Annotated in this window: 13 protein-coding genes; 11 read left to right on the top strand and 2 right to left on the bottom strand. The window is 63.6% G+C overall.

Annotated features, from left to right (window positions below; all coding sequences use genetic code 11):
• The first annotated feature begins 1 nt into the window (after position 1).
• The 8 genes from ACP2YO_RS10115 (at position 2) to ACP2YO_RS10080 (ending at position 8,078) form a co-directional block, all read left to right on the top strand.
• Entirely contained in the window at positions 2-1,024 is a 1,023-nt protein-coding gene (locus tag ACP2YO_RS10115; protein WP_426440735.1) for a xanthine dehydrogenase family protein molybdopterin-binding subunit, read from the top strand.
• 9 nt (positions 1,025-1,033) lie between these two features.
• Positions 1,034-1,915: an AAA family ATPase gene (locus ACP2YO_RS10110; RefSeq protein ID WP_426440734.1), complete on the top strand. Its 882-nt coding sequence runs from the start codon at positions 1,034-1,036 to the stop codon at positions 1,913-1,915.
• Complete coding sequence (locus ACP2YO_RS10105) at positions 1,912-3,030, top strand: vWA domain-containing protein (RefSeq protein WP_426440733.1); 1,119 nt, start codon at positions 1,912-1,914, stop codon at positions 3,028-3,030. The genes ACP2YO_RS10110 and ACP2YO_RS10105 overlap by 4 nt, the downstream gene beginning before the upstream one ends.
• The gene (locus tag ACP2YO_RS10100) at positions 3,027-3,917 is read left to right on the top strand and encodes an amidohydrolase family protein (RefSeq protein WP_426440732.1); all 891 of its coding nucleotides are present in this window, start codon (positions 3,027-3,029) and stop codon (positions 3,915-3,917) included. The genes ACP2YO_RS10105 and ACP2YO_RS10100 overlap by 4 nt, the downstream gene beginning before the upstream one ends.
• 51 nt (positions 3,918-3,968) lie before the next feature.
• On the top strand, positions 3,969-4,817 hold the full coding sequence (locus ACP2YO_RS10095; protein ID WP_426440731.1) for an MBL fold metallo-hydrolase: 849 nt from the start codon (positions 3,969-3,971) through the stop codon (positions 4,815-4,817).
• Between the two features lie 18 nt (positions 4,818-4,835).
• On the top strand, positions 4,836-6,407 hold the full coding sequence (locus ACP2YO_RS10090; protein WP_426440730.1) for an isochorismatase family protein: 1,572 nt from the start codon (positions 4,836-4,838) through the stop codon (positions 6,405-6,407).
• A gap of 12 nt (positions 6,408-6,419) precedes the next feature.
• Positions 6,420-7,046 (top strand): FMN-dependent NADH-azoreductase, encoded by a 627-nt coding sequence (locus ACP2YO_RS10085; RefSeq protein ID WP_426440729.1) that lies wholly within the window; start codon positions 6,420-6,422, stop codon positions 7,044-7,046.
• A gap of 819 nt (positions 7,047-7,865) precedes the next feature.
• Positions 7,866-8,078 (top strand): hypothetical protein, encoded by a 213-nt coding sequence (locus tag ACP2YO_RS10080; RefSeq protein ID WP_426440728.1) that lies wholly within the window; start codon positions 7,866-7,868, stop codon positions 8,076-8,078.
• On the opposite strand, the gene ACP2YO_RS10075 is transcribed toward ACP2YO_RS10080, so the two are convergent.
• Entirely contained in the window at positions 8,075-9,433 is a 1,359-nt protein-coding gene (locus ACP2YO_RS10075; RefSeq protein WP_426440727.1) for a metallophosphoesterase family protein, read from the bottom strand. The two genes, ACP2YO_RS10080 and ACP2YO_RS10075, sit on opposite strands and share 4 nt — an antisense overlap.
• 230 nt (positions 9,434-9,663) lie before the next feature.
• On the bottom strand, positions 9,664-10,902 hold the full coding sequence (gene ltrA, locus ACP2YO_RS10070; protein ID WP_426434049.1) for a group II intron reverse transcriptase/maturase: 1,239 nt from the start codon (positions 10,900-10,902) through the stop codon (positions 9,664-9,666).
• Between the two features lie 677 nt (positions 10,903-11,579).
• Between ltrA and ACP2YO_RS10065 the strand changes: the two genes are divergently transcribed.
• The 3 genes from ACP2YO_RS10065 (at position 11,580) to ACP2YO_RS10055 (ending at position 15,764) form a co-directional block, all read left to right on the top strand.
• Positions 11,580-12,131, top strand: a complete 552-nt coding sequence (locus tag ACP2YO_RS10065; protein WP_426440726.1) for a GrpB family protein — start codon at positions 11,580-11,582, stop codon at positions 12,129-12,131.
• Positions 12,132-12,231: 100 nt separating this feature from the next.
• Complete coding sequence (locus ACP2YO_RS10060) at positions 12,232-13,650, top strand: M20 family metallopeptidase (RefSeq protein WP_426440725.1); 1,419 nt, start codon at positions 12,232-12,234, stop codon at positions 13,648-13,650.
• A gap of 323 nt (positions 13,651-13,973) precedes the next feature.
• On the top strand, positions 13,974-15,764 hold the full coding sequence (locus tag ACP2YO_RS10055; RefSeq protein WP_426440724.1) for a peptide ABC transporter substrate-binding protein: 1,791 nt from the start codon (positions 13,974-13,976) through the stop codon (positions 15,762-15,764).
• Positions 15,765-15,998 lie beyond the last annotated feature (234 nt).

Below are 15,998 nucleotides of genomic sequence, written 5' to 3'. Positions count from 1 at the left end.
CATGACCAGGCATCGTGGACGCGGCATTGCGGCGGTCAATTATCCCATCGGCATGAATCTCGGCGGCGACCCGAGTCAGGCGCTGGTGCATTCCAATCCCAGTGGCAAGTTCACGGTAGCGCTGTCGTCGATCGATCTCGGCCAGGGTATGAAATCGGTGACCCGGCAAATCTGTGCCGAGACGCTCGGCGTGCCCGTCGAGGACGTCTATGTCGACACCGCCGATTCCGACACCGGCCCGCATTGCATGGGCTCGTTCGCCTCCCGCGGCACGCATCGTGTCGGCAACGCCGTGATGGCGGCGGCGCGGGAAGCGCGCGGCGTGATGATGGAGGCCGCCGCCGAGGAGCTGGAAGTAAACGCCGCCGATCTCGAGACCGACGGCCGCGGCAACATCCACGTCAAGGGCGCGCCGCACCGCTCGATCTCGACCAAGGACGTCGCGATCGCCGCGCAGTTCAAGCAGGGCAAAACGATCTCGGGCCGTGGTATCTTTCTGGTGCCGCTCTCCGACGTCGATCCGGAGACCGGCGAGATGTCGCCGGCAACATGCTATGCACATGCCTGCATGGTCGCCGAGGTCGAGGTTGACGACGAGACCGGTGAGGTCGACATGGTGCGGATGGACTCCGCCTATGAGCTCGGCCGCGCGCTCAACCCGCGCCTGGTCGAGCAGCAACTGGTCGGCGGCGCCTGGATGGGCGTCAGCCACGCGCTCTACGAGACGCCGGAACCCTATTATCCCGATCCGGTGCACGGGCCGCGCGACTTCGTCGAGTATCTGATGCCGGGTCCCGGCGACATCTGCCCGCACGACATCGCGGTGCTGGAACGCCCTGCGCCCGACGGCCCGTTCGGCGCGAAGGGGCCGGGTGAGATGTGCGCCAATCCCGTGCTGCCGGCGGTCGCCAATGCGATCTTCAATGCCGTCGGTGTTCGGATCGATGATCTGCCGATCACGCCGGAGAAGGTATTGCGTGCGATCAGGGCGCAGGGCGGCGCGCGGCCGCAGGCGCGGCGCTGAGGGGTTCGCATGCCGGTCCGCAGCAACATCGTCGGCATCGACAGCCCCGAGGCGCTGGAGAAGGCACTGCGCGCGGCCTATTACCTGGCCGACGACGGCATCGCGACCGCCTCCTATCTCTCGCTCGCGCTCGGCAAGCCGCTGCTGCTGGAAGGTGCGCCCGGTGTCGGCAAGACCGAGGCGGCGAAGGCGATCGCCGCCGTGCTCGGCCGCAAGCTGATCCGCCTGCAATGCTATGAAGGCATCGACGCCGCCGCCGCGCTCTATGAGTGGAACTACCCGCGCCAGATGCTGGCGATCCGGCAAGCGGGCGAACAGAGCATCGACATCTATGGCGAATCCTTCCTGATCGAACGTCCGATGCTCGCCACGCTGCGCGCGCCCGATGCCACCGTGCTGCTGATCGATGAAATCGACCGCGCCGACCAGGAGTTCGAGGCGTTCCTGCTCGAATTCCTCTCCGACTTCCAGATCTCGATCCCCGAGCGCGGCACGATTCGCGCAACCGAACACCCCGTCGTCATCCTCACCTCGAACCGGACGCGCGACCTGCATGAGGCGCTGCGGCGGCGCTGCGTCTATCACTGGATCGACTACCCAAATTCCGAGCGCGAGGCGCGCATCGTGATGATGCGGGCTTCCAGCGTCGCCGAAGCCACCGCCCGCGCCGTCGTCGCCGCGGTCGGCAAGCTTCGACGCGAGCCGCTGAGCAAGGCACCGGGCATCGCTGAAGCGGTCGACTGGGCGGAGGCCGCGACGCTGCTGCACAGAGGCGGCGCGCGCTGGCCCGACGCGTTCAAGCGCTCGATCGGCGTCGCGTTGAAGGACGAGGAAGACCTTCATTTCATCTCGCCCCGGCTCGATGCATTGATCGCGGAGGCGGCCGCGTGAGCGACGATCTGCAACTGCCACGCGCCGCGCAGGTCTTTCTCTCCTTTGTCGGGCTGCTGCGTGCCAATGGATTTTTGGTCGCGCCGGAGCAGACGACCAGTTTCCTGGCCGCGATCGAGCTGCTCGGGCCGCGCAGCCTCGAGCACATCCGCCAGGCCGGGCTCGCGACGCTGGCGCCGCCGCCGGAGCGTCGCGCGACGTATGACCGGCTGTTCGACATCCATTTCCGCGGCGCCGAGGCGATCGAGCGCGCCGAAGGCGAGGACGAGGAAACCGTCCGCTTGCAGGAGGAGGGCCGCGGCGAGGACGAACCGCCGCTCGCCGACGAGGCGAACGAATCAGGCCTTGCCGCGGCGCGGGCGGAGGCGCTGGTGGAGCGCCACTTCGCACCGGCCTCGACCAGCGACGCATTGCGGCGGCTGTCGCGCGAGGCGCAAGCCCGGCTGCCGCGGCGGCGCGGCCATAGACGGCGGCACGCTCGCAGCGGCCCGTTCGCCGATCTCCGCCGCACCTTGCGCGACAGCGTGCGCAATGACGGTGAGGTGCTACGGCTCGGGCGCCTGCGCCGCAGGCAGCGTCCGCGAAAGATCCTGCTGCTGATCGACGTCTCCGGCTCGATGAAGTCGCGCACCGAGGAGAATATGAAGCTTGCGCATGCGCTGGCGCAAGCAACCGGCAATGTCGAGGTCTTCACCTTCGGCACACGGCTGACACGCGTGACCCGCGCGCTGCGGCTGAAGCGGCGCGAGCAGGCGCTGAACGCTGCGGCGTTCCTGGTCAGCGACTGGGACGGCGGCACCCGCATCGGCGATGCGCTGCAGGCGTTCCTTGCCGTGCCGCGGTTCGGCGGATATGCCCGCGGCGCGGCGGTGGTGATCGTCTCCGATGGTCTCGAGCGCGGCGATCCCGCGGCGCTGCGCGATGCGGTGGCAAAGCTGTCGCGGCGGGCCTGGCGCGTGAGCTGGCTGACGCCGCTTGCGACATCGCCTAGCTTCCGGCCGCAAACCGAGGCGCTGGTCGCGATCCAGCGCTTTGTCGATGATCTCGTGGATGGCGGATCGAGCACGGCTGTTGTCGCGCACCTGCTGTCGCTTGGACGAAGGAGCGCTGCGTGACTGACATTGTCGACGGACACCATCATATCTGGCGGAAGTCCGATCTCGCCTGGCTGTCCGGCCCGATGCAGCCGCGCATCTTCGGCCCCTACGAGCCGATCCGCCGCGATTATCCGATCGAAGAATATCTCGACGACCTCAAGGGCAGCGGCGTGACCCGCTCGGTCTATGTCCAGACCAATTGGCCGAACGGCCAATTCGAGGACGAGGCGGCCTGGGTGCAACAAACCGCTGATGAGCACGGCTGGCCACACGCGATCGTCGCCTACGCGGATTTCACCGCCGATGACGTCCGTCCACAGCTCGATCGCCTCAAGCGCTATCCGCTGGTGCGCGGGGTGCGCATGCAACTGCACTGGCACGAGAACCCGCTGTATCGCTTCGCCGCGCGGGCCGACCTTTGCAGCGATCCCGTCATCCGTCGTAATGTCGAGCGCCTCGCCGACTATGGCTGGAGCTTTGATCTCCAGGTGTTCACGTCGCAGATGGCCGATGCCGCCGGCCTCGCTGAGACCTGCCCTGACGTGACCTTCATCCTGCAGCACGCCGGCATGCTGGAGGATCTCTCGCCGCAGGGCCGTGCCGCCTGGCGGACCGGCATGGCGTGGCTTGCGCAGCGTCCGAACGTGGTGTCGAAGCTCTCGGGGCTCGGCACCTTCATCCATCGCAACGATCCCGCGCATATCGCCGAAATCATGACCGACACGGTTGCGATCTTCGGTGCCGAGCGCTCCCTGTTCGGGTCGAACTTTCCGATCGAGAAACTGTGGACCAGCTATCGCGACCTGGTCGACGCCTTCAGGGCGGCAGCCGCGCGACTCAGCCTCGAGCAGCAAGACGCGATCTTCAGCACCACCGCAGCGCGGGTCTATCGGCTGGGGCCATAGGCGCGCCACGAACAGAGACACAAGCAACGAACACGATTTGGGAGGGATGAGATGCCGTTGGAGATCAAGATCCTGGACTATGGCGATATCGAGCTGGAATCGAGCTTCCTCGTGCTCGGGCATAATTGCGGCCGCACCCGCCGCGTGCTGACGCTCGGCTTCCTGATCCTCGGCGGCCCCTATCCGGTGCTGGTCGACACCGGCTATCGCTCCAACCAGATCATGGAGACGCTCGGCATGCGCGGCCTCCAGTTCCACGAGAACATGATCGAGAACCAGCTCGCCCGCCACGGCCTGCGGATGGGCGACGTGCGCTTCGTCTGCCACACCCATCTGCACATCGATCATGCCGGCAAGGACGATCTGTTCCCGATGAACACGACCGTGGTCGTCAACCGCAAGGAGCTTGAATACTCCGTGTCCGGCCTGATGCATCCGCAATATCCCGCGCCCGACATCAAGCACCTGATCGACCGCCTGCACACCAAGAGCGCGCTGCGCTTCCTCGACCTCGAAATCACCGGCCCGGTAGAGTTGATGCCGGGCGTCTATTGCGACGCGGCCAACGCCCACACCGAAGGCTCGATGAACATCCACGTCCACACCGCGGACGGCATTGCGACGATCTGCGGCGACGTGATCTATGATTTCAACGACCAGATCGTAAACCCCTTCAACGAAATCCACGACGCCGAGCCGCGCACGACCGGCAACCACGGCACCAGCAAGCGGGCGGAGAAGGCGTCCATCAAGAAGCTCTTGAGCAACTCGCGCTATTTGCTGCCGGTGCATGATCGTCCGGCCAAGATCGAGGGTGGCATGGTGGTGGGACGGCTGCACGACCAGGTGCCGGGCCCGATCGTGCAGAGCCTGCCGCAGCGCAACTGGTTCCCGGCCTGAGCGCAGAGGATCGATGCGATGACCCATGTCACCCTGCGCTCTGAATTCGAAGACCTGATCGATCCCTACGCGCCCGTCGGCCAGGTGGGAACGGGCTTCGAGTTCACGGAGGGACCGATCTGGCATCCGCTCGATCATTTCCTGCTGTTCTCCGACATGCCCGGCGACGTGCGGCGACGTTGGGATGCCAAGCGCGGCGTGGTCGAGGTCAAGCGCCCGTCGAACAAATGCAACGGCATGACCTATGACGCCGACCTCAATCTGATCGTTTGCGAACACGCCACCTCCTCGCTGATCCGCGAGCGGCCCGACGGACGGCGCGAGGTGTTGGCCTCGCATTTCGACAATCAGGAGCTCAACAGCCCGAACGACGTCTGCGCGCACTCCAGTGGCGCGATCTATTTCTCTGATCCCTGGTACGGCCGCATGCCGGTCTATGGCGTCGAGCGGCCGCGCCAGCTCGGCTTCCAGGGCGTTTATCGCGTGCCGCCGGGCGGCGGCGCGCCAAATCTTCTGGTCGACCGCTATTTGTTTGAGCAGCCAAACGGGCTGTGCTTCTCGCCCGACGAGCGCATCCTCTATGTCAACGACACGGTGCAGGCGCTGGTCCGCGCCTTCGACGTCCAGGTCGACGGTTCGCTCGCCAATCCACGCGTGTTTGCCAGCGGCATCCGCTCGGAGCTCGAGCGCGGTCTGCCCGATGGCATGAAATGCGACCAGCGCGGCAATGTCTGGGTAACGGCGCCGGGCGGCGTCTGGGTCTATTCGCCTGATGGCAATCTGCTCGGCAAAGTCCGCCTGCCGGAGCTCGTCGCCAATCTCGCCTGGGGCGGACCTGATTTTCGCACGCTGTATCTGACCGCTACCCATTCGGTCTATGCGATCCCGACCAAGGTCGGCCCGCGGCACGAGCCCTATATGAGCGGCAAGCGCGGCAGTGCCGGCGCGACCTCGTCCGCCCCCACGCCCAATCTCTCTGCCGGCGACATGAAGCTCGATCCGCAGCGCTGCGCCATGATCATCCAGGACATGCAGAACGATGTCATCATGGATGGCGGCGCGTTCGCCGATTCCGGCGCGCCTGATCATGCGCGCCAGCAGCATGTCGTCGAGAATGTCCGGCGCCTCGCGGAAGTAGCTCGCGCGCGAGGCGTTGCCATCATCCATGTCTGGTTCGTCGTCGAACCAGGCGCGCCCGGCGTGACGCTGAATGCGCCGCTGTTCGAGGGGCTGGTCGACAGCAAAGCGATGGTGCGCGGCAGCTGGGGTGCGGCGCCGGCCGCGGGCCTCGAGCCGCGCCCGGGCGACTTCGTGGTCGAGAAGATGCGGATGAGCGCGTGGGAAGGCACGCGGCTGGAGACCATCCTGAAAGCCACCGGCCGCGACATGATCATCAACACCGGCGCCTGGACCAACATGTCGGTCGAGCACACCGCGCGCACCGGCGCCGACAAGGGCTATTTCATGATCGTGCCGGAGGATTGTTGCTCGACCATGAACGCCGACTGGCACAACGCCGCGATCAATTTTGCTCTCCAGAACGTCTCTGTCGTGACCAACGCCGACGCCGTCATCAAGGCGCTTGGGTGAGGAGACGAAGCGGTGCCAAAGCTGCTTCATGTTGCCTGCTCTCCCCGCGCCGATTCGGAATCGGCCTCCGGCGCGCGCGTCTTTCTCGAGGCATTCCGGAAAGCGCGGCCCGACTGGGAGGTCGACGCGATGAACCTCTGGCGCGATCCCCTGCCCGACTTCGAGGGCTATCTGCTGGAGGCGAAATATTCCCGCATCGGCGGAAAATCCTTCACCGATTCACAGCGCGATGCCTTCGCGGTCGCCGAACGACTGGCGCTCCGGCTGTCGCTGGCCGACCGCGTGCTGATCTCGACGCCGATGTGGAATTTCGGCATTCCCTACAAGCTCAAGCAGTGGCTCGATGTGATCATCCAGCCGGGCCTGACGTTCCGCTTCGATTCCGTGCAAGGTTATCTGCCGCTGCTCAAGGACCGGCCGACGGTCGTGATCCTCGCCAGCGGCAGCGATTTCGTCACGGGCATGAACCGCGGCCGCATCGACATGGCGACGCCCTATCTGCGCGAGGTGCTGCGCTTCATCGGCATCAGTGACATCAGCTTCGTGCCAATCGGCCCGACCACCGGTCCCGCGGACCCAATCCGCGCCGCGCGCGAGGCCGCGCACCGGCGGCTCACGGAAGTGGCGGCGAGGTTTTGACTACTTCGTGGCCATGGCGAGGGCCGGGACACCGAGCGGTCGATCGGATTCACTTTTCAAACAGCCAAGTTCACGGTGTCATCACCCGCGCATACGGGTGATCCAGTATTCCAGGGACAGTTGTGCTTGAGCCGATGGGCCGCGGCGTACTGGGTCGCCCGGTCCCAGTGCGCAATTGCGCACAAGGCCGTGCGATGACAGTTGTGGATGGGGACGCAGCGTCGCGTTCTCGCGACATGTTTTGCCCGAGTCTTGCTTCTCGTTCGGCCCTCTCACCTTGTAGAGGGCGCAGGGAAAGTCGGGTGCCGATCGCACCCGTGGGCCCGGTGCAACAAAAAGCACCGGGGTAGGACCACAGGTGTAACCGGAAACAACCCGGCTTTCCCTGCGCGATGGTTTTACGGCTTATACGTGCTCTCCCCGGTGAGACTGGGCTTGCTTGTCACCGCCGTCAGCAAGAGATTTCAGTCTCTTGTGACAGGACACCTGCCACTAGGGCGTCAGGCCTGCACGATTTCGCCGTCCGCCATCTGCCACGATCGTCCATCGCGACATCAGCGTCCACCGCACCCCACCGCAACGTCCATGACGATCGCGAGCGCCCCTCAATCGGATGAGACGGGAAAATCTATACACCAAGTTTATGTTCGTTAAAACCGAAACATTTTTTACTTAAGGGCTGGACAGCGACCCCAACTCAGTGCTTCGCGAAATTCCGCCGCACGGCGCCAGCGTTAGACCAAAAGCGTAAGTAGTCGTCCGGATATTGCCGGGCTCCCGATCTGGCTATGGAACCTTCAGCTCACAACAAGAAACGGCATGAAGAAGCTGATCCATCGTCATCGGGACATTGAATACACGCTCACCAACATCGAACCTGATCTCTGGAGCTGGACATTCGAAATCAACGGCAAGATCAAGCGCGGCACTACGCGCGCACGACTCGGTCTCCTGGCGCAGCGCCGGGTTTGCATCATCATTGATCGGGAATTGAAGGACGCGGCGCGCACGAAGCCGCCGCCGCCTGATTAAGGCTGTTTGCTCAGGGCCACTGCGATGTCGAGCTGCGATCCCAGATATGGCGTATCGTCCGGCCCGTCCTGTCCGTGGCCGACGCTCCAGTCCGCGGGCCATGAAAGCCGTTCGAGTCCGGTGGACGATACCGCGGCAAACGAATTCCACCCTTTTCTCCCGCGGCGTCGCCACAGCACGCCACCCGGCCCCATATCCGGGTAGAAGGCGACTTCAAAGGCAAAGTCCTGGTCGGCGAGAAGATCGGGCCCGATCCAATAGTGGGGGCTGCGCCCGGCTTCGCGTCCAACGATCAGGGTGAGTGTTTGCTTTGGCCCTCGCAGTCCGAGCCAGAGCGGCGCGATCATCCCGGACACTAGCGCGCAAAGCAGCGTTTGCGGCGCAGCGGCCTGTGCCGCGGTGTGGCCTGAGAGACTTAGCGCGATCACAGTCCCGGGTGCCGCTGCACCGGAGAACGGAGCGGCGCTGGTCCCGAACGGGAGTGACATCCAGCCGTCGTCGAATGACGGCAACGGCCATGTGAGCCGCTCGCGCACCAGCCCATCGGTGTCGAGCACCTGATAGCGAAGACCGCCGTCATCGAGCGCCGCCTGCACGCAATGCAGATACTCGACGCCTTCTGGCATGCGATGCGCGGTGCCGGCGCCCGCCGTGCATATCTGCAGCACGCCCTGATGAACCTGGACGTCAAACGCGAGGATATGGCTGCACAGATAGGCGGTCACGTCGGCGCGCACGAGGATGTCCCAGAAACGCTCGCTGTATTCGTGACCGATCTCGCGCTGATAGGTGCCGGTGTAGCCATTGATCGGGTATACCGGATGATGGCCAAGCACCAGTCTGTGCCTGGCGTCCCGATGCTGCGCGAGCGTCGCTTCCAGCCAATCGGTTTCGACATGCCCTTCACCGCCGAGCCCGCTCCAGAGCGTGTGAACGAACACCATCAGGAGATCGTCGCGGCGAATCCAATAGGACAGCCCCTCCTGTCCCGGCGGGCCATTGCGCGGCAGCTTCAGCACCTCGCGGAAAACGTCCTCGCTCATCCTGTCATAGGTGGTGTGATTGCCGGTCGTGTGCCAAAGCGGCACCTCGCGCCGGTCGAGCCAATTCATCTCGGTATCGAGCCAGTGCCGCCATTGCGCGTGCAGCGCGCCGGCGTCCGCGGTGAGACCGATGATCTCGTCGCCGGGAAACAGGATGAATTCGGGCCGGGGATGCAGGCGTCGGACCACATCGTTCACCGACGCGAACGTCCTTTCGTGCAGCGCACCGGGAACGCCGGAGCATGAATCGGCATAGATTACAAACTGGTGGCCCGGATTTTTCGGCAACAGCGACGGTATTGAATCATGCATGATCGGACCATTTTTTCACGAACCCTATCATAGGGGGAGGCATGCCGATCGCTCAAGCCTTCCGCTTTTTGGTAGAGTCGAGATGTGGCGCGGTGGCTTTAGGCTGAACATATCTGTTGCCGCCTCTTTCGTCTGGCGGTGCCTTAGTGGTTCAACCATGACTCCGTTTCCACATCCCGCTCATCGAACCGGACGGGCGAATCTCTCGCATCCGGCTCTCGGACAAGACTTCACGCCTTCACCCACGGCACGTCGCGCCCACGCGCAGTTAAGCGTACGAGCCCGAAGTGCCCGTAGAGGTGCGAGAGTGGATAAGTCCCGCCCTTGCGTCGCCTAACTTTGTGCTTGATGCGCAACCACCGGCGCAACCGCACAGCTGTGTAGTTGTCGATCGCTCGATACGCCTTGTTGACGGTGCCTACGTTGAAGTAGTTGGCCCATCCGCGTAGCGTGCGGTTCAACTTGCCCACTAGCTCTGTGGTTTCTTGCCATGTCCCCGATCGGTCGGTCAGCGCGTGGACGTTCTCGACCATGCGCTTAATGCTCTTCTTTGATGGCCGGTAACCCAGGCGTGCCTGGCCGGTCCTCGCTGAGTACATCCGCCCGAACGAGTAACCCAAGAAGTCGAACTCCCCTTCCGGGACCTTGCAGATTCGTGTCTTCTCCTCGTTGACCGTGAGCTTCAGCTTTCTCATAATCTCGCGCAGTCGCTGCAAGGCTTCTTCGGCTTTGCCTCTCCGGCACAGGATCACAAGGTCGTCGGCGTAGGTCACGATGCGAGAGCCGAGGCTTTGTTCCAGCCCGAGCATCTTCCATCCCAGCACGAACCGGCGCATGTAGAGATTTGCCAGCAATGGTGAGATCGGTGAACCTTGCGGGATGCCGCGCCGGTTGTCCCGGGCTTCGGTCGTACGTGTCTTCCTTCCTCGATCGTCGGTTTCTTCCACGGGGCATTCCAACCACATCTTGATCAGATGCAGCACGCGCCGATCAACAATCCGGCGCGCTACCGACTTTAGAAGTTCGGTATGCGGAATGCTCCCGAAGTAGTCCGCGAGGTCGGCGTCAACGACTTCCGGGTGGCTTCGGAACAGCCGCGCTTCCACTTCGACCACCGCCTGTTGGGCATTGCGCCCGGGACGGTAAGCGTACTGCTCTGGTGGAAGGTCGGCTTCAAAGATCGGTTCCAGCACCAGCATCACTGCTGTCATGCAGACCCGATCCCGCAGGGTTGAGATGCCCAGCGGCCTGAGTTTGCCGTTGGCCTTCGGGATGAACACTCTTCTGATGGGGTCCGGTCGGTAAGTCTCCTGCCTGAGCGCAAGCGCCAGTTCGCCAAGCCACCGCTGCACCCCATACGCGTCGATGCCCGCAAAATCTTGCCCATCCACGCCCGGTGCGCCCTTGTTGGAGCGGCACTGGGCATAGGCATGGGCCAGGATGTCCTCGCGGCTGATCTTGTCGTACAAGGCATAGAAGCGATAGCCGGCTTCTGCCTTCGCTTTCGCGTGCAACGCCGTCTGCAGCTTCTGAACACTTTTCGGAGTTGATAGGTTGCCCAATCTCCAGGTCCCTCACTACGTCTTGCGTTCGTCTTGAACTGAGGTCCCTTCCCTCCCCCGGCATTACCCGGCTTCAGCGGTACTGCGAACCTCTCCGTCTCCCCAGGGCGCCCGGCCTGTCCCTCACGGGCATCCGGTTGATCATCCCTGACCACGTCCTGGGGTCTCCCGTGTTGCGTACGCTTTCCTTGTGTACATGCTGTCGCCACTACCCCGGCGCAGCGGCTGGGCGTACTGCTTCGCTCATTCACCCAGCCGTATCAGCCTTCCCCGAAAGGGTTGTCGGGTCGGCCTGCGCATCGTCCTTTTCGAGGCTTGCTCGGCGTTTACTCGCGTTACGGCCTGCACACTCGCGCTGTCACCGTATATCGTGACACGCTAACCAGAGGCTTCAGCCATTTCGTTACCTCCATGACTGCTCCGGTTGCTTCCGGCTGGAGCGGTTGCCGGGTGGGACTTGCACCCACTGGAAAGCGCCGCCTTTTCACGGCGCACACCCGCAGCGGACGACCAATAACCCGGTAGTGAAGCCCTCAGCCACTACCCGTGTGATAAGGTTTCGTGAAACATAATCGGGGGGCGGCATGGAGAAATACGGAGCCGGCTCGATTGTCGTCTCGGACTATGACCCCAACTGGCCAACGTTGTTCGAGCAGGAGCGCAGCAGGATCAAGAATGCTCTCGGCTCGTTTGCCTTGGCCATTGAGCACATCGGTAGCACGGCGGTTCCGGGTCTGCCATCGAAGCCTATCATCGACCTGTTGGTTGGCGTGCCCAGCCTTGAAGAGGCAGGGCAACGATGCATCGAGCCGATTGAGACACTCGGCTACAACTACGTGCCGGAATACGCGTTATGGATCCCCGGCGAGTTGTTCTTCCGCAAGGGACCTCCGGGTCCATGGACTCACCATGTGCATGTGATGCAGTCATCTCATCCTCGCTGGGACGCACGACTGGTGTTTCGTGATTATCTTCGCGCGCACCCTGAGGCAGCTCGCGCCTACGGCAATATCAAGCGAACCCTCGCTGCATCGTCAAAAGACGACATCGAAGCCTATCGGACCGGCAAGGACATGTTCGTCGAAAAGACAACAGCGAAAGCCCGCGCATGGCGCGCGAATGCACAAGATCAATAGCAGCGCATCGCGGGTCTGTGAGGTGTGCACTAGGCGGGCCCGCGCCAAGCTGCTAGCCTTTTACGCTTCAGATTGCCTTGCAACCAAGGGACCGGAGCAAATGGACAACCGTAGTGATGTTTGGCGCGGCGTCGACGCGATCAAGCCGCGTTTCATCGAATTGAGCGACCGCGTGTGGGCGATGCCGGAGGTCTGCTACACCGAGGCGCGTTCATCCGCCGAACATCTGGCCGAACTGCGCCATCAGGGCTTCCGCATCACCGAGAACGTCGCCGGCATTCCGACCGCAGTGATGGGCGAATCCGGCGAAGGCGGCCCGGTGATCGCGTTCCTCGGCGAATATGACGCCCTGCCCGGTCTCAGCCAGGAGGCCGGCGTCGCCGAGCATCGTCCGGTCGAGAACGGCGGCCATGGCCATGGCTGCGGCCACAATCTGCTCGGCTCCTCCGCGCTGCTCGCCGCCACCGCGGTGAAGGACTGGCTCGCCGCCAACAAGGTGCCGGGGCGCGTGCGCTATTACGGCTGTCCCGCCGAGGAAGGCGGTGCTGCGAAGGCGTTCATGGTGCGCTCGGGTGCATTCGAGGACGCCGACATCGCCATCACCTGGCATCCGCACAGCTTCTGGGAGGTGGCGGTGACACCGTCGCTTGCCAACACGCGCGCCGATTTCACCTTCACCGGCCGCACCTCGCACGCATCGGCCTCGCCACATCTCGGACGCAGCGCGCTCGATGCGGTGGAGTTGATGAATGTCGGCGTCAACTATATGCGCGAGCACATGCCGAGCGATGCCCGCGTGCATTACGCGGTGCTCGACACCGGCGGCATTGCGCCGAATGTCGTGCAGGCCCATGCCCGCGTGCGCTATTCGATCCGCGCCCGCGACCTGCCCGGCATGAACGAGCTGGTCGAGCGCGTGCACAAGATCGCGCAAGGAGCCGCCCTGATGACCGAGACCAAGGTCGAGATGAAGATCATCTCCGCGGTCTCCAACATTCTGCCCAACACGCCGCTGGAGCAGACGCTGCAGCGGATCATGGAGGACCTTGGTCCGCCGCATTTCGACGACGCCGACAAGGATTTCGCCAGCAAGATCCGCGCGACCCTGACCGACAAGGACATCGCCTCGGTCTATTACGCGATCGGGATGGATCCGACCGACCGGCCACTCGCTGATTTCCTGGTGCCGATCGACACCAAGCGCAACCCGCTGGTCGGTTCGACCGACGTCGGCGACGTCAGCTGGGTGGTGCCGACCGTGCAGGTCCATGCACCGACGGTTGCAATCGGAACCCCCTTCCACACCTGGCAGGTTGTGGCGCAAGGCAAGACCCCGGCCGCACACAAGGCGATGGTGCAGGCGGCCAAGGCGATGGCCGGTCTCGGCGTCAAGGCGCTGATGGAGCCGGAGCTGATCGAAGCCGCCAAGGCCGATCTCAAGAAACGGACCACCCGGACGCCCTATGTCAGCCCGCTGCCGGAGAATGTCGTACCGCCGCTGGACATGTCCGTGGCATGACGCCTGCATGCGTGCAGACTGACCTTCGCCCTGGACTGGCTCCGGGGCGAAGGTTTGCTCGCGTCGAATGGGCGCATCGGAACAAAGGATAACGAACAAATTTCGGGCACGCGGAAGCGCGCTTTCCGCACCGGATTGCCGTCACCGTGTGCGATGGCGAGCCGCTCTGCCCAAGTCCTAGCCAAAAGACCTATGGGTGGGGGCCCGCGGGACGTTGACCTGCGGGGGCATTTCGGTGTGCCATCTCCCGCCAAGCAAACCGCCAAGCAAACGGCGGCCCGTTTCTGCGGCCAGCCGAATTTCCGGAACCAGACGAGGGGATGATGTTCGACAAAAACCTGCGAACCATGGTCGATGACGTGAAGGACGGCCGCATGGATCGCCGCGCCTTCGTCAAGCGAATGATCGCGGTCGGCCTCACGGCGCCGATGGCCAACCAGATCCTCGCCATTGGTGGCGTCGCGATGGCGCAAAGTCCCAACCCTTACAAGCCGACCAAACGCGGCGGCGGCGGTCCCCTGAAACTGCTGTGGTGGCAGGGCCCGACCCTGCTCAATCCGCATTTCGCCACCGGCACCAAGGATCAGGACGGGTCCCGCATCTTCTACGAGCCGCTCGCGAGCTGGGACGTCGACGGCCATCTCAATCCGATCCTCGCCGCCGAGATCCCCTCGATCCAGAATGGTGGCCTCGCCGCCGACGCCAAGTCGGTCACATGGAAGCTCAAGCCCGGCGTCAAATGGCACGACGGCCAGCCGTTCACAGCCGACGACGTTGTGTTCAACTGGGAATACGCTACCGATCCGGCGACCGCGGCGGTCTCCATCGGCACCTACGCCGACATGACGGTCACGAAAGTCGACGATCTCACCGTCCGGATCACCTTCCAGAAACCGACCCCGTTCTGGGCCAACGCCTTTGTCGGCTCCTATGGCTGCATCCTCCCAAAGCATCTGTTCGCGGAGTACAAGGGCGGCAAATCGCGCGAGGCGCCGAACAATCTGAAGCCGGTCGGCACCGGCCCCTACAAATTCGTCGAGTTCAGACCGGGCGACCTGATCCGCGGCGAGATCAATCAAGACTACCACATGGCCAACCGTCCCTCCTTCGACACCATTGAGATGAAGGGCGGCGGCGATGCCGTCTCGGCGGCGCGCGCCGTGATCCAGACCGGCGAATATGATTTCGCCTGGAACATCCAGGTGGAAGACGAGGTGCTGCTGCGCCTGGAGAAGGGTGGCAAGGGCAAGACCCTCTATGCCGTCGGCGGCGACATCGAGTTCATCGCGATCAACTTCACCGATCCCAACACCGAGGTCGACGGCGAGCGGTCCTCGATGAAGACCAAGCATCCGATCCTGTCCGACCCGAAGGTGCGCCAGGCGCTGGCGATGCTGGTCGACCGCGACTCCGTCAAGAAGGCGATCTACGGCCGCGCCGGCCGCACCACTGCGAACTACCTCAACGGCCCCGAGGAGTTCGTGTCGAAGAACACCAAATGGGAGTACAGCATCGAGAAGGCGAGTGCTCTGCTCGAAGAGGCCGGCTGGAAGGCAGGCGCCGACGGCATCCGCGAGAAGGACGGCAAGAAGATGAAACTGCTCTACCAGACATCTATCAACGGGCCGCGCCAGAAGACCCAGGCGATCGTCAAACAGGCCTGCCAGAAGGCCGGCATCGACATGGAGCTGAAATCAGTGGTCGCCTCGGTGTTCTTCTCCTCCGATGTCGCCAACCCCGATACCTATGCCCACTTCTATGCCGACATCGAGATGTTCCAGATCCCGATGACGCAGCCCGATCCGGCCCTGGCCATGCGCCGCTATCACTCGCGCTACGTCGCCACCAAGGAGAACAAGTGGCAAGGATCGAACTTCCCACGCTGGGTCAACAAGGACTATGACGCCGCGGTCGACGCGGCCGACACCGAAGTCGATCCGCTCAAGCGTGCCGACCTCTACATCAAATGCAACGATCTGATGTGGCAGGACAATGTGATGATCCCCGTGATGCATCGCCTCGCTGTGGAAGCGAGCTCCAACACGCTGCGGCCGGCCCTCTCCGGCTGGGCCAACCAAACCGACAACCTGCAGGACTGGTACCGGGAGGCATGAGGCGTGGCGGGCTCAGAATTGGATGAGTGCATCTTCTCCCTCGCCCCGTTCTTACGGGAAAGGGTTGGGGTGAGGGGCTCTCTCCGCAAATGCGGCGGAAGGTGAGTTCGTGGAAGGTCCCCCTCACCCGGAATTCAAGCTGCGCCTGAATTCCGACCTCTCCCCGCAAGCGGGGCGAGGTGATTGCGAGCCTGCCTTTCGATTGGAAGAAAATCGTCATGCTCTGTGTGCGAC

Source organism: Bradyrhizobium genosp. P, from assembly GCF_049949265.1.
In the GTDB taxonomy this organism is placed as follows: Bacteria; Pseudomonadota; Alphaproteobacteria; order Rhizobiales; family Xanthobacteraceae; genus Bradyrhizobium.
Note: the sequence above shows the minus strand (reverse complement) of the source record. Positions and strands in the feature narration are given on the sequence as shown.